The organism is Oenococcus sicerae, assembly GCF_004102045.2.
GTDB classification, from domain to species: Bacteria; Bacillota; Bacilli; order Lactobacillales; family Lactobacillaceae; genus Oenococcus; species Oenococcus sicerae.
Map to the genome: position 1 here is coordinate 707,899 of NZ_CP029684.2, position 21,508 is coordinate 729,406.

Sequence of the window (21,508 nt, forward strand, 5' to 3'; positions counted from 1 at the left end):
CTATGGGAAAAATCAAAGGATTATTTTCTTGGATCGTACCAATTGTGGTGGGACTACTGCTGGCTTGCTTAATTCAAGCCTTCTTGTTGGTGCCAGTTACAGTAAATGGTGATTCAATGTTGAATAACCTGAAGAACGGCGAACGAATTTGGGTATTAAAATTGTCTAAAATTCATCGTGGTTCAGTTGTTGTTTTTGATGCAAGGAAAGAAGATCCTGGTATTCAATCAGGAGAAAAGGACTATGTTAAGCGAGTTATTGGTCTTCCGGGTGACAAAATTCAAGCCAAAAATGGTGATATTTATGTGAATGGCAAACAAATATCTCAAAAATATATCTCTTTTTATAATAGAACTACTGGAACCGGCAATTGGACTTTGAAGTCATTATCATCCGGCAAGTCGCCCTTTGTTTCTGGCAGTTCTCATTGGGCTGACGGTAAAGCTATAAAAGTTCCAGCTGGTAATTATTTTGTTCTTGGTGATAATCGTTCTAAATCGGAAGATAGTCGCTATTTTGGTTTCGTTAAGAAAGAACATATGCTGGGTGTGGCGAAAGTCTTCTCCTGGTCGCACAACAGTAAAAATATTAATAGTGTTTGGAAGAACTATTTTGTTAAATGACTAATCATAAACATTTAAAATATTTTATAAAAGTTTGGTTAATTCCCGCAATCATTGGTATTTTGATTGCGGTTTTTCTTAGGAGCAATTATTTTTCTTTTGTGCGCATCACAGGCGTTTCAATGGAACCGAATTTGGTTAATAATCAAATTACGCTTTTAAAAAAGAAGGCTCGTGTTTCACGTGGAACAGTCATTGTTTTTAAAGCAGCTCGATCCCAATCTGCTAACACGGGTTTGGATAGTTTGGCTCTGCGCGTGATCGGGCTACCTGGTGATAAAATTTCTTTTCTTCGTGGTCACTTACTCGTGAATGGCAAACAAGTTAATGAGTCTTTTTTGACGGCTTCAGAAAAAGCCGCAACTTCGATGTCGGTTGATTCCGGCTGGTCTTTGAATTCTCTTTCTTTGAACAGTAATTGGCCCAAAAACCAGCGCAATATTAAACGAGTTGCAAAAGGGACATATTTTGTTTTAGCAGACAATCGCCTGGATCCTATAGATAGTCGGCAATACGGTCTTGTTAAAAAAACTGATGTTCGAGGTGTGCTAAGCGTATTTCCTTGGGCTGGCAAAAAAATCGTTAAAAATGTGAACCACACTTCTGAAAACTTTTATCGTTGATTGTGTTTCACGTGAAACACTTAGCACTTTAACTTAATTGTCTTTTTTTAATGTCGTTGATGATTTGCTCAGAAATAATAGCTGCTTCCTTGTAAATGATCGTATTAACACCTGGTCTGGGTAGAATCGTCGTAAACCAACTAATATCCTCATGTGGAATGCCAGCTGAGTACAAACTAGCTACGATTTGACCATTTCTGTTAATAACTTGATAGGTTTTCGGATTGATCTGTGCGGCATTGATCACCAAATACTGATCATTGTTTGAAAAAGTTGTTTTGTGAAACCAGTTGTGTTCATTTAGGCTGACTCTTAGCGCTTGATTTGCCAAATCATTGTTGTTACTTGGCAGTCGGGCTTCGATCAAGTTTTTTGCATTCACCGTTTCTGGTCTTTGACTGCTAGCGAAAAATGATTTGTTTCTGGGATCATTTTCAATGTGGATATTCGGCCCCATCATGTTGACAATATGACAGGCAATCAGAGCCCTTAATTGTTTGATCCTAATTACAGGAGGACCAACACTGATTAAAGTGCTGATCGAGTTGAACTCGCTGAGAAAACGTTTGAGATCATCCAAAGAAAAATAGTTGTCTTCGAGAATATTTCTAATAATATTTCTAACGTCTCGCGTAATATCAAAGGCACCAGCATACGGTGCCTTTTTGTTGCCTTTACTTGCATCTGCAATATCTTCATCTAGGTAATTAAGATACCAATCCTTAAAATTATCGCTGGCTGTTGGAATTGAGGCAGCGTGCAGTATTTTGTGCCAGTCCCAAATCTGTTTTTCAGGAATATGATAATTCTTGGCTATTTCAGCGTAATTACTCGCTCCAGTTCTTCTTAATTCACGGAAAAATTTATCTTCTCTTTTGTGAATAAGATTATTAAACTCTGGATCTCTAATGAGATTTTCATAATGTTTATATTGAATTTCTTTATCGAATAAATCGAAGAAATCCGTATAATTAATTTTTCCTGAGGCGTTTTTTAGGTTTTTTAAGTTATTTTCTGTGAAGAATCTTGGTTTATATTCTTCGTTTGCCTCTTTTTGATTAATACCACGTGCATGCAGAGGCAACCCTCTCCTTGAACCGGCAAAGATAATTGGTTCTTTGCCACTGGGTTCATAAATCAACTGTCCTTTTTTCGTCTCAACAAATTTTCCACCACGGCCTTCCGTTAATAAAGACATATAGTCAAAAAATGAGAGACCTAAGCCACGGATAATAACAGCTTCTTCAGCTGGAATTTTACTTAGATCAGCTTCTGAAGGGTGTTCTGGGGCGATATAAATTAGGTTGTCTCTTTTTGCAAAATCAGAAAAACGCCTTTCTTCATCATTAAGATGTGTATCACTGTAGCCTAAAGCCATAAAAACAAAGTCGAAATTTTCGGAATCGGCAGAAAAGTCTAATTTAAATTGATCGTTAAGACGATTGATTTTCTGAATTTCTTTTTGCAAATAGCTGATCGAAGAGTTGCTAGTTACTTGTTTTTTAACATCTTCAAAAAACCATTGTTCATAGAGACCTGCCAAACCGCGAACTGCAAAATCATTTTTAGTAAGCGCTATTTTGTCGAGATAGCGTCGCCCTACTTCGGTTTTTTTTAAATAATCTGGTGCCAGCTGCTGAATCCACTCATAAAAATTAGGTCCTTGTCTGATTGGTCCGGGATTTTGAATTGAATTATCAGCAAAAAAACTGATTTGATCAACGATCGTGTTCATAATCAGGGAATGATTTAATTTAATTGCTGGATCCCACACACGGCCGCTGATCGAATAAGGATCAAATAGCGTGATGTCAATATTGATATTTTCTTGATTGGCTTTCGCGATGAGGCGGTCCGTGACCGCGATACCTCTTGGACCGGCACCTATAATAGCAATTTTCATACTTTCAATTATAAGAAAAAGTCGTAACAAAAGATGTTACGACTTCGGTAAATAGCCAATCTTGATTCGTTTTTTATATTTTAGTCCAGAAAAGCGACTGTCTTATGAAAATTGTGTTCATGGGGATCAGTATGCTGTTTTTCTTGACCATCCAATTGATCCAGAGCAAGGTGATCCTCATCGTCAAGCTGAAAATCGAAAACATCCGCATTTGATTGGATGAATTCTTTGTGAGTTGACTTTGGCAAAGGCAGGTAACCGTGTTCCAAATTCCAGCGGATCAAGATTTGTGCAGCGCTGCGGTCGTGTTTAGCAGCAATTTTGGCTATTGCGGCATTCTTCAACAAATTGCCAGTACCTAACGGCGAATAAGCTTCAGTTAGAATTTGGTGTGCTTTGTTATAGCCAACGATACTTTTTTCTTGATCACCTGGATTCAAGAAGATTTGGTTGACCATAGGGGCAACTTTAGCTGTTTTGAAAAGCTCGTCAAGATGTTTCTGACGAAAATTTGAAACACCGATCGCATGCGCTCTACCGTCTTGATAGATCGTTTCCATTGCTTGCCAAGAATCAGCATTTAATTTTTGCCAGTGATCACGATATTCAATTGGTTCGGGCCAGTGAATCAAGTAAAGATCAACGTAGCTGAGTTCCAAGCGAGTTAAGGAATCACTGAATGCGTGCAGCGTATCATCGTAAGAATTCCGCTGATAATTCCACAATTTAGTTGTAATGAAAAGATCTTCTCTGTCGATGCCTGAGTCCTTGATGGCCTGACCGACGGATGTTTCATTACCGTAAACGGCAGCTGTATCTAGATGACGATATCCGGCTTCTAAGGCCCATTTCACAGCGTTATAGGCCTCTTCGCCATTGGCGGATTGCCAGGTCCCAAAGCCGATCACCGGGATTTCGTTGTTGTTTGCCAGCGTATAAGAATCAGTTAATTTGTTTGCTTTGATCAACATATAGAATCACCTTTCAAAAAATTAGTTGCTATACAAGTATTTTATCGAACTTTTGCACTAATTAAGAATTCTTTTCAGCGATATTAAGATACAGCCGGTAAACTAGTAGCTATGAGTCTTTGGACGAAAAAATATTTAGAAAGCGAACTGGTCATATTGCCCATGACGATCGGACTGTTGATTACACGATATAATTTCGCTAAGATCGATGTTGTTTGGACGGCAGCAGCAGTCATTTTAATTTTGTTTTTCAGTGCAGTTTATCGTTTTTTTGTCAAATTTACTTTTTCCCAATTCAAGGCGCTTGCTTACGCACTCGTTATTGGCTATTTAACGACCTTTCTGACCTTTTTTGCGAGTTCTCATAATGTTTCATTGCAATATGTTTTATTGATTTTATTGGCCTCTTTTCCGGCTGCTATTAGCATTTTTAATATCAAATTGGCAGCTGATATTTCACTTAACCATGATCATCGTGATTTGCTGCAGTCAAAAGGGTTAAAAAGGGAATTAATTTTATTCTCCAGCGACTATGTGGTGATGTTCTTCGCCGTTGCCGCTGCTGTAATGGCTGGCTTATTGCCCTGGACTGCATTTTTGATCCTTGTTTCAGTTGGCCCGATATTTAATAATGTTTTAAAATTTATTACAAAGCCTTTTATTAAAGAGACTAGAGCATTGGCGCTGCAAAATTATTGGTTGACACTTATTCCGCTGACGATCGGTATTTTTCTTGGTGTTTTTCTAAAAAATAAGCGTTAATTGCAAACATTTTTTAAACTATAATAATCTTCTAAATCGAGGTAGCCATGGTCGAACATGTTAATTATGAAAATACAGTTGAAAAACTTAAAAAACGCCGGATCGAATTACCAGCGATCGCCGAAGTCACTTACTACTTTCAATTAGAATATTTACCGGGTTTAACAAAAGAAATTGCCTTGCATTCAGTCAAAAGGGTGTTGCAGAAAAGAGAAGTTCAGCATGTTGTGTGGATTGCTTTAGAATTGGATCGCCTAACTGAAGAAAATAAGTTGGAAGAGCCGATCAACGGCGTCATCAAAGAGGATTTTGGTTTATTTGGTGTTGATGAACTTCTAGGGAATGCGATCGCGGCCTCATTTGGTTCGATCGGTTTTACAGGTTACGGTTATGTTGATAATACAAAACCAGGCATTATCGGCGAATTAGATAAATTAGGGAAAACAGACCCCACTACGACAACGACTTTTGCGGATGACATCATTGGCGGGATCGCGGCTGCGGCAGGGTCCCGATTGGCTCAGCGCTATCCAAATGGTTTCGTTGATTCAGCAGATTTAGGCGAGGAAATAGATTAGATCATGCTGCTGTTGGCTTATTTAGCCATTAAAATTGTTTTTTCAGCTAAAACACGCTGTGCATCAATAACTTTGGCTGACTGATAAGGCGCTCTTTCTTGAGCGACAGACAGCTCTGTACAACCGAGGATCACGGCGTCGCAGCTATGATCCTTCAGCATGTAGGTGATTAAGTCGTGATAATGAGCAGGATTTACTTTGTCTTCTTGCTTGATCTCTGCATAAATTAAAGTCATTATCTTGTTTTGCCAGTCTTGATCAGGTATGACAGCTGTTTGGCCAAGTTCGTGAATACATTTTTGGTAAATGTTGGTTTGAATTGTGCCGCTAGTTGCCAGTATGCCGATTCTTAGGTTTTTTTGATTAGGACGAGTTGTAATGGCTCGCTTAGTTGCTAGTTTGGGCATATCTAAAATCGGCATCATGGCTAACTTTTTAAGCTCTGGCAAAAAATAATGGGCAGTATTACAAGTTATTAAAACAAATTTGGCTCCGAGCTGATTGATTTGCAGGATATCTTCTTTTAAATATGGCCAAGGATCGGCTTGACTATGGTCCAAAATATAATTGGTTCGGTCGGGAATCTCTGCATGATGGAAAACGATGTAATTTAAATAATCTTGATCCTTTTTGGCAGGTGTTAACGTGTTGAGTGTTTTAATAAAACTTTCAGTCGCTTTGGTTCCCATTCCACCCAATATGGCAAAGAAATCTTTCATGATCGTCTCCTCGATCGGTGATTAACCGTTAATGTTGTTCATTTTCGTCTGATTTCATGTTTTGGTCAAGACCTGTCGACACAAAAAAAGCCGATGCCTGCGATAAACAGATATCAGCTTCATTTATTTTGCCCCAGCTGGACTCGAACCAGCGCATCACGGTACCAAAAACCATTGCCTTACCGACTTGGCTATGGGGCATTAGTTGGTAATAAATTCGTGACAAGCAAGCAAACTTATTACCGATGGGAGCGGTAGGATTCGAACCTACGAACTCAAAGAGGGCGGATTTACAGTCCGCAGCGTTTAACCACTTCGCTACACTCCCAATAGCATTGACTAAATTATTCTAAGGGAAAAGCACACGAATATCAAGTATTTTCCTAAAATAAGCAAACAAAAACCCGAGTCATCTAACTAAAATTTGCTCGGGTTCTCTCAACAGCTCTCGCCGCTTTTCCTTTAAGCGGCGAAGCCGTTAAGAAGTTCAGATTTATTTGAATTCAAAACGGATCGCCCCCTTTCCTAGATGTGCCTATATTATGGCGCCTCACAATCAGATTGTCAATTGGATTTAATGGGCTGATTCATAGTCCGTGAGGCATTCAGAGCGTATTTAGCAATCGCAAAACCGACACCGGCTTGATCGTTGTTTTTTGTGACAAAATCAGCTTTTGCTTGGATTTCAGGTCGGGCATTAGCCATTGCAACAGCGATGCCGGCTCTTTGAAACATAGAAAGATCGTTCTGCTGATCACCAATGGCCATCGTTTGTTTGCTGGGGATGGCTAACTGATCGGCGATTTGTTTCAGGGCATTGCCTTTAGAAGCATTTTTGGACATAAATTCTAAGTTATACCAAGCACCGCGTACAATGTTGAATTTTTCCAATAGTTCTTTTGGCATGATGGCAGTTAAATGATCCAACTCTTCTTGGCTGCCGTTGATCAGCGGTTTGATAAATTCAACTTCTTTCGGCATTTGATCATGCACTTTTAAAGCAGCGTTGATCAGGTAATTTTCCATCTGGGCTTCTTTAGGAATGAGTTTGCCGATCGTATGTGTAGCATCTAGCGATTCGATTTGAAAATAAGCTTTTTGTTCATCGGCAAAGGTCTGCAGCTGCAAATAATCTGCGTAGCTGATCGTATTTTTGCTGATTAATTTGCCAGATGTTGTTTGAATGACAGCGCCATTAAAAGCGATCACAAATTGGTCGTTGGAGATCGGGACACCGATGATTTTCAACCAAGGTAAAATACCGGATAAGGGTCGGCCGGAAGCGATCACGACTTTGATCCCTTGTGAAAGGGCCTGTTTGATCGCTGTCATGTTGCCTGTTGGCACTTGCTGCTGACTGGATAAAAGTGTGCCGTCCATATCGATTGTGATGAGTTTTATGTTTGCCATGAATTTCTTTAAAATTTACCTTGAAGACCGATAAATGCCGCTAGCAGGAGAATCAGGAAAACTAGCGTCGTAATGCCGGCGTATAAATGATCTTTAACGGCTAGAAAAGCGAAAATTGACGCAAAAACACGTATTGTCGGCGTGAGGATCAAAATAAAAATACCCAACATAATCCAGGCACCAGCTTTTAAAGCGATGATTCCTTTAAATAAGACACTCAGATCAGACGGAATCGTTTGGCCGTAACCTGTACTGCCGTGCAAAAAGAACAAAATAATGCCAATCAGCATCACGGTTACAGCGGCAAAAACACCGACTCGCAAAAACCAGCCAATAGCAGTCTCGATTTGAGTTTCATTTGTTATTTTTTGATTATTTTTCATCAGTATAGATTAATTCCAAAAGCTTTTATCACGAGTTGAATACCGGCGATCATCACTACCGGAATAAAGATCGATCTGAGAACTTTATTTGGCAGGTGCGGCATAATTCTTGAACCCAAAGTGGATCCAAAAATGATTCCCACCGCGATCGGCGCAACAATAAGCGGCTGCAGTGTGCCATTAAAAAAATAAATCAAGGCCGAAGCGGCAGCAGTAACACCCATCATAAAATTCGAAGTGGCGCTTGACGGTTTTAAAGGCATTTTCATGACTGTGTCCATTGCAAAAACCTTAAATGACCCTGAACCAATTCCTAGCAGTCCTGATGCAAAACCCGCGCCAAACATAATCAGAGCGCCGAAAGGGACCCTTTGAATATGATAACTGACCGTTTTCTGCTCAAGCTTATCGTAATAAGTCGAATCTAGATTTAATTTTTTGGCCAGTGCATCATCGTTGGAAGCGAGCTGGTCTGATTTCTTATTATGCATTTTCTGCCACATTGTGTAGCCTTGATACAGCAGTAGCAGTCCGAAAAAAGCATTTAACCAGGAAGCTTTGAAAACGCCAACAAGGACTGCGCCGATCAAAGCACCAATCGTGGTAAAAATTTCTAAAAACATCGCGACACGAATGTTTAACAAGTCGTCTCTTAAATAAGCCACCGAAGCACCTGAAGAAGTACCGATAACCGCGATGATCGAAGCTGCAATCGCATAGTGAATGGGCAAATTAAAAGCTAAAACAAGAATTGGTGTGACGATCACACCGCCACCAAGGCCTAAAATAGCACCAAAAACACCAGCAAGCACGCCGATCAAAATATAAATAGCCAGCAAAGTCAGACTCATATTTATTATCTTAGCGGTATTTTAGGCGTACGTCAGTAAAGGATTTTTTGTGAAAATATTTTTCTTGCAAAAAAAGGACATAGCAGTTATACTAATGGCACTATTGTCTAGTAGTTCAGTGGTAGAACGCCACACTGTTAATGTGGATGTCGCTGGTTCGAACCCGGCCTGGACAGTTACAACAGCTGCAAAGCTGTTTTTTTATTGCCAAATTCGCGTCATTTTCGATTTGTCGGCTAGCAGAATCGTCAAAGCTGCATAAGCGATCATGAATAAAAGAATCCCGCCCATGACCAAATAGGTTGCCGAAGGGACTGTCGCGGCATTTTTAGCTAGAATAGCGCTTGGATCGGCAATGAAGGCTAAAGCGTCAATCAAGGCATGCGCAAGAATCGTGATGATCAGGCTGCCGGTTTTTGTATACACAACGCCAAAAATAATACCGATCGCACTGGCATAAATAACTTGACTGAAAGTGACTGAGAAAGTCTGTCGACCCAAATTCACGAGATGCAGGCCACCAAAGAAAAAGCCCTGCACTAATACGATGACAAAATAATAGGACAGACTTTTATTTGAATGTTTCAACAAATTTCCTAGCATAATGCCTCTAAAAGCAGTCTCTTCGGTTAGGCCGACGATCAAAGAAAAGATAATAGACAAACTCGTGACGGTCGGATCCAGCGTCGTGTGCATGACCGTATTAACTGCTTGAATTAAATTACCAATCAAAAATAAGCAAATAGGTAAAACATAGAGTAGGCCCCAAGCAAAGCGACGTGTTGCTAACTTCATCTGAATGTGGAAGAAAAGACGATTGCCAATCATAAGTAAGGCGAAAAATAACAATTCAGCGACAATGTTTAAAATCAAGCTGGTCGAAATGTTAGCTGTATTTTCATTAAAACTTCTAGCAGAAATATTAACATGCTTCACAATTAAAAAATATTGGCGAGCTGCCGTTTTAACAAGCCCGCTTGTGACGAAAAGACTTGCTATGATCCACAGAAAAATCACTAGGGTCTTGTTTGCTAAGCTGCTTTTAGATAGTTTGTCAGTCATACGATTGCCATTATTAAAACATGTATCAAATTTTTCGTCAATTTTTTTCAAATTATTTGAGGCAAAGCGTATTAAAAAGTATAAAGGGGAAAATAATGACAGACTTTTTAAAAACAGATTACGATCACTTACCGGAAAGCAATAGCTATGATGCATTACCGACTGGTGTTTACGAGGTCATGATCAAAGATATTAATGAAAAACAAGCGGCAACTGGCAACGCTGGCGTTGCTTTCCAATTAGAGGTTCGGCGCGATCTGGATAGCGAAGGCGATTTAGCAAATTCTAATGGTAAGTTTGGCGGTCGTGTTTTTTTCACCACTGTTTGGAATTCTGATAAAAATCCTGAGTATCGCCTGACGACCTTAAATGCGATCGCGATAGCTGCCGGTGCTTCTAATAAACGTGTGTACGAGACTTTCGATGATTTTAGAGAAGAATTATTATTAAAAGCTGTTCGTGTTAACTTAACACATGATATTTCAACTTTTCAGGGCGAAGATCGTGTTCAAGAGACAGTCGCGCCTTGGGATTGGGAACCAACACAACTTTTGATGGCAGATATGGCCTAACCATTTTTAAAAGCAGACTTGTAATGGTCTGTTTTTTTGTTAGCTTGCATTTTTATGTGTAAACTATTAATCATATGACGAAAAAGCTTTATACAATTAAGGACCTAGCTGATCAATTTGGCAAATCCAAACAAGCAATTCGTAATGCGATCAAAAAAGCCGACTTGCCAGTAACTAACCGGAAACAGACTGGTAAGCTTACGGTTTTAGAATATGATGAAAAAACATTTAATTATTTGGCAACAAAGTACCACACAGAGATTACCGGTCAATCAGTAGCAACTGCTGACCAGTCAGATACCGGTAAGGTATCCGGTAACGAACTTGCGTTAACCGCCTTAACTACGCAGTTAGACGAACTTAATAAACAATTGCAAGTTAAAGATGATCAGATCAAAGAGCTGCACACCTTATTAGATCAAGCTCAAAAACTTCAATTAACTCATCAACAGCCAGAATTACTAGCCGATAGCAGTAAAACTGATAAAAAAGGTTTTTTTAGCCGCTTATTTTCGCGTAATTAATCATGTCAGTAATCTTTTGATCTAGGTTTTCATCAGCCTGAAATATTTTGTCTTCATAGCCGAGTTCATCATGATCTTGCTAGCATGTGTTTGCGAATCTCATCTTGTTGCAGCAACAAAATACTAGTGCCTAATTCAGCTTTCAATTTCTGGGCTGTTGAGCTTTTGCCGCAAGCTGAGTTACCCCTGATCAAAAAAATTTTTTTCATAAATGAATGATAATCCATAGATCATCACTAGTCATCTTTTAGAAAATGATCGGTATAAAAATGACTATCAGCAAGATCATTAATAGGATCCAAATAGCCAAGCCGATCGGACTCTGTGGATTGATCGTTAAGCCGATGCCAAAACTTTTTGGAATCAAAATAGGCGCCTGCTTTTTGATGGGTCCTGGATATGCCAAATGATAATGCCACAAAGAAGCGATCATGATATACATAATCAAGATGAGCATCAAAATAGCTATCAGGTGACTATTTAAGAAATGTCTGTTGCCAAAAAAACTGGCAACAACAGGGAATAAAACAACCAGCATAATGACCGTGACCAATGAAATATCAAGGGCTCTTAATCTTTTTTGCTTTCTGAGGATTTCAGCATCATCTTGCACTTTTTGCAGAACCGCTTTATCTCCTTTAATTAATAAATCTAAAGACAGATCGTATATCTGACTTAATTGAACCAACGTATCCATATCTGGATAATTTTTGCCTTTTTCCCAATTTGATAGGGCTTGCCGGCTAACATGCAACATCTTGGCGACTTGATCCTGTGTCATACCTAATTCTTTTCTTTTGTTAGAAATAACCTCGTTGAATTTCATAAGTTCATCCTCACATAATAAGCTTAACTGGCCAAGGGGATGATGACTAGCAAGGATTTCTTGCTTTAGGATCAAGGCATATATGCAAGATTTTGTGGCTTTGATATTAGTTAATTAGATTAGAAACATAACAGTTGTTTAGCAAAAAAAGTAATTGACATCAAAGCTGGTCACTGATTTCAGGCTTGTTTGAGCAGCTGCTCTTGTACATATTTGCGGTAAAGCGGATGTGTTTTGTAGAGCTCTTCATGTGTTCCTTGTCCTGTAATTTTGCCATGTTCCAAAAAAAGAATCTGATCGGCATTTTTAACCGTTGCCAAACGATGCGCCACTATGATGATCGTGGCCTTGCTTTTGATTTTATCGATCGCTTGCTGGATAAAGAACTCAGACTGGCTATCCAGACTAGCCGTTGCTTCATCGAAAATATAAATGTCGGCTTGTTTTAAAAAAGCTCGGGCGATCATGATTCGCTGCAGCTGACCGCCAGAGATATTGGCACCGCGTTCGGATAAATCAGTATCTATTTTTTTAGGAAGTTTTTCAACGAAATCAAAAGCCGAAGCAGCTTTTAAGGCTTGGTTGATTTGTTCGTCGGAAACATCTTTTTTTAATCCGATCGTCAGATTATCTCGCAGTGTCCCGACAAGTATCGAACCCTGTTGAGGAACATAAGCGACATGTTCGCGCCAATATTGCAGACCAAAACTTGGATGTTTTTTCCCGCCACGGTTAATTGTCCCTTGCTTGGTAGATAGAATTTTTCGATCAAAGAAATAATTGTCGATTTGCCACCTCCGGAAGGTCCGACAAAGGCTGTCACGTGTCCGGCTGGAATCGTGAAATTCAAATCTTGCAAAATATCGACCGTTGGGTTATAGGCAAAAGAGACTTGATCAAAGACTAATGGCGAAGCGAATGTGTCTGCCGGAACCAGTTGACTATTGTCTGTTTCTTCGCTTGTCTTTAACAGATTAACCAGCCATTCGGAGGCACCATTGGCCGACTGAAATTGATTAATCGTCTGAGTGATACTACTGATGGGGGTCATGATCTGCAAAAAATAGATAAAGAAGGAAACCAACGCGCCAATCGTCATGCTGTGCGCGGACACCATTAAACCACCAATAATCAAGACGAAGAAGATGCTGGAAAACAGAATCGTATACTCGATCGGATCAAGCAGCGAGTTTATTTTTAGAACCTTCATGTTAAAGCGATACAGACGATCCACACTATCATCAAGCTTTTTCTTTTGCGATTCTTGACCATTGAAGCTTTTGATCATACGAATTTCGGAGGCGACCTGATTCAAGCGACTGGAAAAATGACCAAGTTCGTTTTGCAGACTGGTCGAAGTCTTATTCTGGATATTGCTAGTCGGTGACAGGATCAGCAGCACGACGACTAGCGCCAGCATCACAATTAAAGTTAAAGACCAATTTGTTAGAAAAAGAATCATAATTGAGCCAATAACCAAAATCACACCACTTATAAAGGAAGAGACATTCTGACGAATTAAAAGATCGATCGATTGTGTGTCATTAGCGATATGATTGGATATTTCGCCGGATTGTCTATCTGTAAAGAATTTGATTGGAATATTCATCAAATGAGTTGAAGCTTTTTTTCTGATAGAGACGATAAAAGCCTGACTGGCTTTGCCCATTGTGTAACTGTTTAGCACACTGAATAAGGTGGAAAATAAAAGCGTGACAATCACGGCCGATACCATCGGAATCGAAAAATGTTTCCTAAAAGTATCCACCAAATTAGAGATAAACAGGGGAAATACCAGTGACAAAGCCGCACTAAGAACTGAAAAAATTAGGCCGGCTGCCAATAGTGATTTCTTGATTTCTGCATATTTGAATAAAGCGATTAATCCGGATTTTTTCTGTTTTTTCTGTTTTGCCATAGATCCTCCTTTGGTGGCATTTCTAATAATTTGAAAATAATAGAAACGGGTATGTCAGACATCTTTTCCATGCTAATTAAATCATCAGAATATAAATCTGTTACCAAGTTTTCAATATTTCTTTTATTATTGCTAATGGTATATAAAAGAAGAAAAGATCTAACAGCAATACCATATTTTTTTTGTTTAACAAATTGAAGATATGCAATGATTAAGATATCTTGGTAATCCCGTAGCATTGCTAAATTGGTATTAGCGATTGCATTCGTTTTCATAATCGTGTAATCAAAAAGTTCTTTAACAAAGGAAGCTTGTAAAAATGATGGGGCGATATCATAAATAGCCAAGCTATTGCTCTGAACTGTCGAAATAGACATCCTTTTCCGTAATTTTTGAATTTTGTATATTAATAATTGGTTGGTTCTGTCTGTGCCGTTCATAATAGAATACTCTCGATTTTAAAGTATATTTAACAATATTTTCAAAACAAGCGAAGAATGGTAAACATCTTCAAAATCTATTCAAACATTTTTTGATTGATTTTGAGTATTTGACAATGTATTAGAAATTATCACTGGATTTACATATCCGGCTGGAACATATGTTTCTTTTAAACATGAAATAATCAATTGCTGCAAATGCCAATCTAGATCATTCAGACAATCCAGTAGGGCACTCGATACTAGTAACTCTAAAAGCACATCGATATCTCTCTTGATTAGTGCAATATACATGCTTAAGACAAGAGCCTGTTTCACTGAGGTTTTTGGTATTTTATTAAAAACCATCTTACGAAACTTTTTTGTCTGCTTATTAAAATGTGAGAAATAGAAACAGAAATGGGTAATACTATACAGAAAATTTCTATCCAATAGCGCAGATGTAGGGTAATCATGCATAATTAATTTTTAAAACAACTATGTGAAAGAATTTTGCTTTCATGAAGTATGCTACGACCCTTATACAGAGTATAAATTGCGTTTTTTCTAAAGATCAATAATCTATTTATATTGGCTGATGAAGTTGTCAATATCAATGATTTTTCAAGATAGCAAACTTAGCTAGCTGTATACTAATGCTAAAAACAGTCATTGAAAAATTAAGCACATAGCCAAATAACACCGAAAAGCAATAGATTATTTAGAAAAAAACAGGAGACTAATAATGATTGAATCAGATTGCATTTTTTGTCATAGAGAGACACTGAAACTAGTCTTAGAAAACAAACTTGCAGTCGCATTTTATGATATCCATCCTGTTAATAAGGGGCATCTATTAATAATACCTAAAGCACATCAAGAGAATTATTTTAGCTTAACTAAAGAAGAGTTTTTAGCTATCGACGAATTGATTCACAAAGGCAAAGAAATGCTGGATCAAAAATTCGGCCCCGCTGGATATAATATTGGTGTTAATGTTGGTGAATATGGCGGCCAAACTGTGATGCACTGCCATATTCACTTAATACCCCGGTATATTGGAGATGACCCGCATCCAGCCGGTGGTATTAGAAAAATGCTTCCGAATGGATCGGAAGAATGAAATGAGTATTGATAGAATTTAGCAAAAAATAATCCTATAGAAATGTTATGCTACAATATCCTTGATATGTTTCATATTGAAACAATTTGAAAGGGAAACAGAATATGAATAAAATTGATTTAACTACCCAAGTGATTGAACCCTTTGAGCGAATTAATCGGTTATATCAGGAGTTAGAACAAACAACCGATACATATGGTACTGACGAACTGTTGCATCCTTCAGAGATACACACTGTTGAGGAGATTGGCCATCATCCCAAAACCAGCCTAACTGATTTAGCGGAGTATTTAAGAATCACCAAGGGCAGTGCTACTAAAATGGTACAAAGATTGGTTAAGAAAGCACTAGTGACCAAAACTTTCGCACCTGATTCTGAAAACAAGATCCAGATTATTTTAACCTCGAAAGGCGAGATCGCCTATAAGAATCACCGTCAATATTTGCAACATCTGGAAAACCAACTTATATCTATTTATGAGCCGCTTTCTGATCAAGAACTTGAGGGCATTATCAGAATTAGCCAGCCAACTGAAGATCTTTTAAAACGGTTGATTCAAGAAAGAAGTCGATGATTTTTTTTAACTAAATGTTTCATATACAAACAGATTCGTAATACAACAAGGAGTAGATATGGTTTATAAAATAAAAGAACTAACCGGTTTGCTAGGACTAGCTTTAATTATGTTTATTGTGACACTGGACACGACGATTACCAATATCGCGCTTCCAACGATCACTGCAAACTTCAAAACAAGTTTAGATACCAGTAACTGGGTGAGCACGATTTACGTCTTAGTTCTCTCGGTCTGCATGATTCCCGTTGCTAAGATCGGGGATCAACTAGGCAGAAAGAAAACGATGCTTTTAGGGTTGATTTTTTTTGGATCTGGTTCTCTATTCTGCGGATTTTCCAACTCCATTAACTGGCTAATAACTATGCGCGGTGTCCAAGGTGTTGGTGGGGCTATCGCAACAACGATTATGATCCCGCTTTGTGTTTCTTTGCTTGGCAGAGAAAAGGCGAACCAAGCAGTTGGCGAAATTGGTGCTGTGGCTGCGCTGGCAGCAGCTATTGGTCCTACTCTTGGTGGCTTGATTATCCATTACTGGTCATGGCATTTTATTTTCTTTATCAATGTGCCGATTACCTTGGTTGCTTTGGTTCTGATCTATACTTGTTTTTCTGAATCATATGATCTCACGATTTCTTCTAAAATCAATTATTTGGGAATTTTATTACTTAGTTTGACTCTGTTTCTTTTGACCTTTGTTTTACTTAAAGGCTATGATTTTGGATGGACTTCTCAAAGAATTATTTTTATCAGTGTTGCGGCTATGATTTTTTTGATCACTTTTGTTGTTAACGACCTCAAGCAAAAAGAACCATTAATTGAATTCAGTCTTTTTAAGAATAGTACTTTTCTTTCATCTACAATCATCTATTTTACTGCTGGTTTTACTATTGTTTGTTCCAGTGTCATATTTAATTTTTTCTTGGAAGATGTACTGAACTATTCTGCCTTGAGGGCTGGACTCATCATTATGTTTAGTTCGGTCATGGTTATTATTGCCATGCCATTAGGAAATAAATTAGGGCAACAATTCAGTTTTCGCTGGCCCATCATGGCTGGTTCAATTTTAATGGCCGTTAGTTTGCTTTTGTTGACCCAAATTTCATATATCATATCTAAGTTTGACATGATCTTTGATATGTGCGTCTTGGGGCTCGGTTTTGGCTTGGCGAGTTTGTCATTGGTCTCAGCTGTTCAATATATTCCGGAGACCAAAGCTGGAATTGCGTCGGGTATGGTAAACGCCGCTAGACAATTGGGAACTTGCTTAGGGATTGCGCTTTTGGTTGGCACTCTGAATAACAATGTCAAAGTAGCTAGTCAAGCTGTCCAGGCCGACGGCTTAAGTCGTATACAAAGCAGTCGTTTGGCTCCTGATGTAAAAAAAGTATTGAAGCAAGAAGTGTCAAGACAATTTAAAAACACAAATAACGTTAAACTGACGCACAAAAAGATCAATATGAAGATCATCAAACAAAAGTCGAAAAAAACTGTTCAGCTGCCTGAACCGTCGAAGTCTTCAGATTTCGATGTTTTATATCCGGGAAGCACTAAATTGACACAAGGGTCAAAAAAACTTGACCAAAGTAGCCAAGAATTTTATCAATACTTATATAGCGAAAATAAAACATCAGGTGGCCGTCTAGATATTCCGGCTGCTGTTGCTGAAAAAATAGCCAAAAATAATTACCTAATGGCAATCGAACAATCTAAGCTGAGAAGTGGTATTCAATTGGTAGCTCAAAAACAAGTTCTGCAACGAGTATTGAAAAACATTAAACAAAATAAAAATCAGCAACTAACTCAAGCTTTCACGAAAACATTTTGGATAGCATTTATTTTTTTGGCCCTCACAGTGCCAATTGCTTACTGGTCAGATAAAAGTATTAAATTGATTGATAGAAAAAAGGTATCTTAATCAATTTGGTTGGCTATTAATGGCATTCATCCAATGGTTATGGCTGAGCTAGAAAGTGGGTAGTAGTGCTTGATGATGTGATGTGTAATCTTTACCTAGACCTAGGTGCTCTATTCTGTTACCTAACTGGGCTAGCAGATAAATAAAGTGGGTTCATCATTTAAGGTATAGAATTATTTCATTAGGAGTTTGATACTGATGAAAAAAGCATTAATTGTGATTGATATGCAAAATGCCTTAAGCGCTGTTTATCAAGCGAATATCGTCGTTGATCATATTAATCAAGAGATTGATCATTACCGAAAGATGAAACAGACGATTATTTTCTTTCAACACATCGATGAGGATATGCCGATTTTTAGTCTCGGATGGCAATTATTGGATAACTTGCATTGCCAACAAAATGATATCTATTTTAATAAATATCGGCCAGATGCTTTTTTTGAAACCGGTCTGCATGATTTTTTGTTCCATCGACACATTGATGAAATTGAAATTGCCGGTGCACAAACCGAATATTGCATTGACACAAGCATTAGAGTTGCTTGCCATTTAGGGTATAAAGTCGCCATCTTAAAGGACGGGTTTTCTACTTTTGACAACAAAATAATTTCTGCCAAACAAATCAATGAACATCATTTACAGGTATGGCAAGGAAGCTTTGCGAGCGTCGTTGAGGCAAACGCATTGGCTTAAAATGTGAAATATTGGTCAGAAACAGCCATTGTTTTAACTCTCTTGCAGGCATTAATTGTTCTGGTAAACTAAACGAGAATAGACCTAGTATCTTGGGGGTTACTATTATTGATAAGACGGACAAATTATTATCCTTATTAAAATCCAAATATGAAAAAATTTTGGCCGATAATTTGGTTGGCATTTATTTACATGGTTCCTATGTGATGAACTGCTATAACCCAGCTATTAGTGATTTAGATTTTATAGTGGTTATAAAGAATCCTTTAAATAACCAAACTAAAGAAAAAATTATGTCCATTATAATCAAAGACCTTTGGCCACTTGCTCCTGCTAAGGGATTAGAATTTCACGTATTGCTTAAAAGCGATTTAATTACTTTTGTAGAACCAGTTCCCTTTGATTTTCATTTTTCTAAAATGCATTATCAAGCCTACTTAGCGGATTCCCAGAGCTATATCAAGCGAATGAAAGGAACTGATCCTGACCTGACAGCCCATCTGATGATTGTGCGTAAATACGGCCAGGTTTTGATCGGCAGACCGATCAACGAAATTTTTTGTGCTGTGCCTAAGCAAGCTTATTTCAGAAGTATTTTATTTGATGTTGCTGATGCAGAGAAAGAGATTATGCATAAACCAATGTATATAATCTTGAATTTGTGCCGGGTGTTAGCTTTTAAAAAAGATAGTCTTGTCACTTCAAAACTTTCTGGAGGGCAGTGGGCATTACAAAATGTCGCTGAAAAATATCAGCAGCTCATAAAATCTGCTATATTTGATTATCAATCAGTCAGTTATGGACAAATTCAGTACCAGGTAACAGGTCTTCGGGATTTTGCTGAATATATGTTGAGAGAAATCGCCAAGTAGCTCAGGTTATCCTAGAAGCCAGTTGGCAACTGAAGGTATAAATAAGAAGTAGGAGAGATATTAAAAGATGATTGTCCATCGTGTTTTCAAAGATACGGACGCAAATGCAGCAGCTGATTTAGTCAAAAAGACAATGCTAACCACAAATATCAGAGATTATTCTCGGGAATATTTAGAAAATGATCTGAAACATTTAACAGCTGAAGATTTTATTCAGAGAGCAAAAAATTTTCATTGTTACGTGTTTTTAGAGGACACAAGTAATCAAATTATAGCGGTTGGTTCGATTGGTCCTTATTGGGGCAAGGAAGATGAAAGCAGTCTTTTCAATATATTTGTCTTGCCTAACTACCAGGGTCACGGAGTTGGCAGACAGCTTATGCAAGTACTGGAAGAAGATAGTTATTTTAAACGAGCGACTAGGATCGAAATTCCCGCTTCAATTACTGGATTAAAATTCTATGAAAAGATGGGCTATTCGTTTAAGAACGGCAACAAGTTACTTGATGATGAACAATTGTATCGCTTGGAAAAATTTAATTAACTTGATTAAGCAAAGTTGTGTATATACAAGATATAGCATTGAAAACCTGCTTAAACGACATCAGATCATCCATTCGTATTCTAACAAGCGTGCCCTTATAGTAGCAGCTAAATAGTAGCTTGCTACTCATTATTAAATCATTATTAAAACGAGAATTTGTCTTTCAAACGCGTTTCTCAAACCTTGAGGCCTCAAATTATACTAATTGCTTCGACAATGAGAGAATCAGAATCATTGACTAGCAAAAACATTTGCCAAACGTTGATTTAGAAGCATTAATATCTTGAGGCGATGAGTCTGTACTATTCTCGATTGACTATTATTAAAAAGTTTTTACCAGCTTTCAAAGAAAACAGTTTATATAGTTGTTTTTTGTAAATCTATTTATGTTACACAAGCTATTAATTACTCTTGAAATTAATCATTTGATAGGGTGCTAAAAATCTGCTTTTATTAATAATGGCCGTTAATTCAGTAATTGATTCAGGGCTTTTTTTACTGACCCAATAGCAAAATATTAGAAATAAACTAGAAATGATTATTTCCTCGGCATAATCTGCCGTGCTTTTATAATCATTATCAATTAATGCAGTTATTATAGCCGATAATATTTTGAACATATGAACTGGCGCCATAAAATTCATATTACTTTCATAAGTGGTATTGGGCAATATCTAGATAGCTAAAGCAAATGAAAAAGCGCTCAACCGAGTGGTTAAAGTGCCTTGTCAACATACAACTCTGGATGCTCAGGGGCTCGAACCCTGGACCCACGGATTAAGAGTCCGTTGCTCTACCAACTGAGCTAAGCATCCAATACAAGTTAATATTTTATCACGATTCGCAGCGAATAGACAAGATTTGGCGCTACTTTCTTAATTGTTTAGCTTGGCTGTTATAATATGAAGTTATGAGTAAAATTCTTGTAGTTGATGATGAGAAACCGATTTCTGACGTTATTAAATTTAATTTGCAAAAAGAAGGTTACGATGTCGTGACAGCTTTTGATGGCCGGGAAGCCTTGGATGTTTTCGCTGCCGAGAATCCTGATCTTGTTTTGCTGGATCAAATGCTGCCGGAAATTGAGGGAACTGAAGTGTTGAGACAGATTCGTTCCAAATCTTCAACACCGGTGATCATTGTGACTGCCAAAGATAGTGAAATCGATAAGGTTGTTGGATTAGAGATGGGGGCCGATGATTATGTAACCAAACCCTTTTCTAATCGCGAACTAGTTGCACGTGTCAAAGCTAATTTGCGCCGTCAAGATGCCACTCTGCCTGGTGTAGAAGCATCCAACGATCGTGCTGAGAAAGATATTAAAATTGCTGACCTAGTGATTCGTCCAGATGCTTATACCGTGGCTAAAAATGGTCTTGATCTGGATCTGACTCACCGTGAATTTGATTTATTGCATTATTTGGCTCGTCGTCCTGGCCAAGTCCTAACTAGAGAAGCGCTATTAACTGAGGTTTGGGGATTTGATTATTTTGGTGATGTTCGAACAGTGGATGTGACAGTTCGCCGTTTGCGGGAAAAAATTGAAGATTCGCCCAGTCGGCCTGAAATTTTAATAACAAAACGTGGTGTTGGCTACTTTATCAAACCTGATAGTGTCCACAAATAACAATATAGC

Annotated in this window: 24 protein-coding genes, 4 tRNA genes and 1 pseudogene; 14 read left to right on the forward strand and 15 right to left on the reverse strand. The window is 38.1% G+C overall.

What is annotated here, in order from left to right; translation table 11 throughout:
• Positions 1-2 precede the first annotated feature (2 nt).
• Positions 3-623, forward strand: coding sequence for a signal peptidase I (gene lepB / locus DLJ48_RS03540; protein ID WP_128685970.1), 621 nt, complete (start codon positions 3-5; stop codon positions 621-623).
• Positions 620-1,246 (forward strand): signal peptidase I, encoded by a 627-nt coding sequence (gene lepB, locus DLJ48_RS03545; protein WP_128685972.1) that lies wholly within the window; start codon positions 620-622, stop codon positions 1,244-1,246. Before lepB (DLJ48_RS03540) ends, lepB (DLJ48_RS03545) begins: the two co-directional genes overlap by 4 nt.
• A 28-nt stretch (positions 1,247-1,274) precedes the next feature.
• Here the strand turns inward: lepB (DLJ48_RS03545) and DLJ48_RS03550 are convergent, their stop codons facing one another.
• Together DLJ48_RS03550 and DLJ48_RS03555 are read right to left on the reverse strand one after the other, a co-directional pair.
• A complete protein-coding gene (locus DLJ48_RS03550; RefSeq protein ID WP_128685974.1) occupies positions 1,275-3,149 on the reverse strand; it encodes an FAD/NAD(P)-binding protein in 1,875 nt (624 codons plus the stop codon).
• Positions 3,150-3,229: 80 nt separating this feature from the next.
• Positions 3,230-4,120, reverse strand: coding sequence for an aldo/keto reductase (locus tag DLJ48_RS03555; protein ID WP_128685976.1), 891 nt, complete (start codon positions 4,118-4,120; stop codon positions 3,230-3,232).
• Between the two features lie 111 nt (positions 4,121-4,231).
• On the opposite strand from DLJ48_RS03555, the gene DLJ48_RS03560 reads away from it, so the two are divergent.
• Together DLJ48_RS03560 and DLJ48_RS03565 are read left to right on the forward strand one after the other, a co-directional pair.
• Positions 4,232-4,882, forward strand: coding sequence for a hypothetical protein (locus DLJ48_RS03560; RefSeq protein ID WP_128685978.1), 651 nt, complete (start codon positions 4,232-4,234; stop codon positions 4,880-4,882).
• 47 nt (positions 4,883-4,929) lie between these two features.
• Complete coding sequence (locus DLJ48_RS03565) at positions 4,930-5,460, forward strand: phosphatidylglycerophosphatase A family protein (protein ID WP_128685980.1); 531 nt, start codon at positions 4,930-4,932, stop codon at positions 5,458-5,460.
• Positions 5,461-5,477: 17 nt separating this feature from the next.
• On the opposite strand, the gene DLJ48_RS03570 is transcribed toward DLJ48_RS03565, so the two are convergent.
• From DLJ48_RS03570 to DLJ48_RS03595, 6 genes are all read right to left on the reverse strand, one after another.
• Positions 5,478-6,179, reverse strand: a complete 702-nt coding sequence (locus tag DLJ48_RS03570) for an aspartate/glutamate racemase family protein (protein WP_128685982.1) — start codon at positions 6,177-6,179, stop codon at positions 5,478-5,480.
• A 128-nt stretch (positions 6,180-6,307) separates the two neighbouring features.
• Positions 6,308-6,380: transfer RNA gene (locus tag DLJ48_RS03575), tRNA-Gln, on the reverse strand.
• A gap of 45 nt (positions 6,381-6,425) precedes the next feature.
• Positions 6,426-6,507 (reverse strand) — tRNA-Tyr (locus DLJ48_RS03580).
• Positions 6,508-6,743: 236 nt separating this feature from the next.
• Entirely contained in the window at positions 6,744-7,589 is an 846-nt protein-coding gene (locus DLJ48_RS03585; RefSeq protein WP_128685984.1) for a Cof-type HAD-IIB family hydrolase, read from the reverse strand.
• Positions 7,590-7,597: 8 nt separating this feature from the next.
• Positions 7,598-7,972 (reverse strand): DUF1634 domain-containing protein, encoded by a 375-nt coding sequence (locus DLJ48_RS03590; protein WP_243148665.1) that lies wholly within the window; start codon positions 7,970-7,972, stop codon positions 7,598-7,600.
• Positions 7,972-8,823 (reverse strand): sulfite exporter TauE/SafE family protein, encoded by an 852-nt coding sequence (locus DLJ48_RS03595; RefSeq protein WP_128685987.1) that lies wholly within the window; start codon positions 8,821-8,823, stop codon positions 7,972-7,974. Before DLJ48_RS03595 ends, DLJ48_RS03590 begins: the two co-directional genes overlap by 1 nt.
• Positions 8,824-8,927: 104 nt before the next feature.
• Between DLJ48_RS03595 and DLJ48_RS03600 the strand changes: the two genes are divergently transcribed.
• Positions 8,928-8,999, forward strand: a tRNA-Asn gene (locus tag DLJ48_RS03600).
• Between the two features lie 25 nt (positions 9,000-9,024).
• Here DLJ48_RS03600 and DLJ48_RS03605 read toward each other — a convergent pair.
• Complete coding sequence (locus DLJ48_RS03605) at positions 9,025-9,885, reverse strand: CPBP family intramembrane glutamic endopeptidase (protein WP_128685989.1); 861 nt, start codon at positions 9,883-9,885, stop codon at positions 9,025-9,027.
• Between the two features lie 95 nt (positions 9,886-9,980).
• On the opposite strand from DLJ48_RS03605, the gene DLJ48_RS03610 reads away from it, so the two are divergent.
• Both DLJ48_RS03610 and DLJ48_RS03615 read left to right on the forward strand, forming a co-directional pair.
• A complete protein-coding gene (locus DLJ48_RS03610; protein ID WP_128685991.1) occupies positions 9,981-10,457 on the forward strand; it encodes a DUF669 domain-containing protein in 477 nt (158 codons plus the stop codon).
• A 74-nt stretch (positions 10,458-10,531) separates the two neighbouring features.
• A complete protein-coding gene (locus DLJ48_RS03615) occupies positions 10,532-10,981 on the forward strand; it encodes a RepB family plasmid replication protein (protein WP_128685993.1) in 450 nt (149 codons plus the stop codon).
• A gap of 68 nt (positions 10,982-11,049) precedes the next feature.
• On the opposite strand, the gene DLJ48_RS03620 is transcribed toward DLJ48_RS03615, so the two are convergent.
• From DLJ48_RS03620 to DLJ48_RS03640, 5 genes and pseudogenes are all read right to left on the reverse strand, one after another.
• Positions 11,050-11,190 carry a P-loop NTPase family protein gene (locus DLJ48_RS03620; RefSeq protein ID WP_128685995.1) on the reverse strand — a complete coding sequence of 47 codons (141 nt, stop codon included), beginning with the start codon at positions 11,188-11,190 and terminating at the stop codon, positions 11,050-11,052.
• A gap of 38 nt (positions 11,191-11,228) precedes the next feature.
• Entirely contained in the window at positions 11,229-11,807 is a 579-nt protein-coding gene (locus tag DLJ48_RS03625; protein WP_128685997.1) for a helix-turn-helix domain-containing protein, read from the reverse strand.
• 179 nt (positions 11,808-11,986) lie between these two features.
• On the reverse strand, positions 11,987-12,274 hold the full coding sequence (locus tag DLJ48_RS08480) for a hypothetical protein (protein WP_166442353.1): 288 nt from the start codon (positions 12,272-12,274) through the stop codon (positions 11,987-11,989).
• Positions 12,275-13,725: pseudogene (locus DLJ48_RS03635) on the reverse strand (ABC transporter ATP-binding protein); the annotation flags it as partial. It lies immediately after the preceding gene.
• Positions 13,689-14,165 (reverse strand): hypothetical protein, encoded by a 477-nt coding sequence (locus tag DLJ48_RS03640; RefSeq protein WP_128686003.1) that lies wholly within the window; start codon positions 14,163-14,165, stop codon positions 13,689-13,691. The pseudogene DLJ48_RS03635 and the gene DLJ48_RS03640, both read right to left, overlap by 37 nt.
• Before the next feature lie 724 nt (positions 14,166-14,889).
• Between DLJ48_RS03640 and DLJ48_RS03645 the strand changes: the two genes are divergently transcribed.
• From DLJ48_RS03645 to DLJ48_RS03670, 6 genes are all read left to right on the forward strand, one after another.
• Positions 14,890-15,267 carry an HIT family protein gene (locus DLJ48_RS03645; protein WP_128686004.1) on the forward strand — a complete coding sequence of 126 codons (378 nt, stop codon included), beginning with the start codon at positions 14,890-14,892 and terminating at the stop codon, positions 15,265-15,267.
• Between the two features lie 104 nt (positions 15,268-15,371).
• Positions 15,372-15,842, forward strand: a complete 471-nt coding sequence (locus DLJ48_RS03650) for a MarR family winged helix-turn-helix transcriptional regulator (RefSeq protein ID WP_128686006.1) — start codon at positions 15,372-15,374, stop codon at positions 15,840-15,842.
• A gap of 58 nt (positions 15,843-15,900) precedes the next feature.
• On the forward strand, positions 15,901-17,760 hold the full coding sequence (locus DLJ48_RS03655) for an MFS transporter (protein ID WP_128686008.1): 1,860 nt from the start codon (positions 15,901-15,903) through the stop codon (positions 17,758-17,760).
• A gap of 198 nt (positions 17,761-17,958) precedes the next feature.
• Positions 17,959-18,456, forward strand: coding sequence for an isochorismatase family protein (locus DLJ48_RS03660; RefSeq protein WP_128686010.1), 498 nt, complete (start codon positions 17,959-17,961; stop codon positions 18,454-18,456).
• 107 nt (positions 18,457-18,563) lie between these two features.
• Positions 18,564-19,328 (forward strand): aminoglycoside adenylyltransferase domain-containing protein, encoded by a 765-nt coding sequence (locus DLJ48_RS03665; protein ID WP_128687077.1) that lies wholly within the window; start codon positions 18,564-18,566, stop codon positions 19,326-19,328.
• 67 nt (positions 19,329-19,395) lie between these two features.
• On the forward strand, positions 19,396-19,872 hold the full coding sequence (locus DLJ48_RS03670; protein ID WP_128686012.1) for a GNAT family N-acetyltransferase: 477 nt from the start codon (positions 19,396-19,398) through the stop codon (positions 19,870-19,872).
• 742 nt (positions 19,873-20,614) lie between these two features.
• Here DLJ48_RS03670 and DLJ48_RS03675 read toward each other — a convergent pair.
• Positions 20,615-20,687 (reverse strand) — tRNA-Lys (locus tag DLJ48_RS03675).
• Between the two features lie 95 nt (positions 20,688-20,782).
• Between DLJ48_RS03675 and yycF the strand changes: the two genes are divergently transcribed.
• Complete coding sequence (gene yycF / locus DLJ48_RS03680) at positions 20,783-21,499, forward strand: response regulator YycF (RefSeq protein ID WP_128686014.1); 717 nt, start codon at positions 20,783-20,785, stop codon at positions 21,497-21,499.
• Positions 21,500-21,508: the final 9 nt, after the last annotated feature.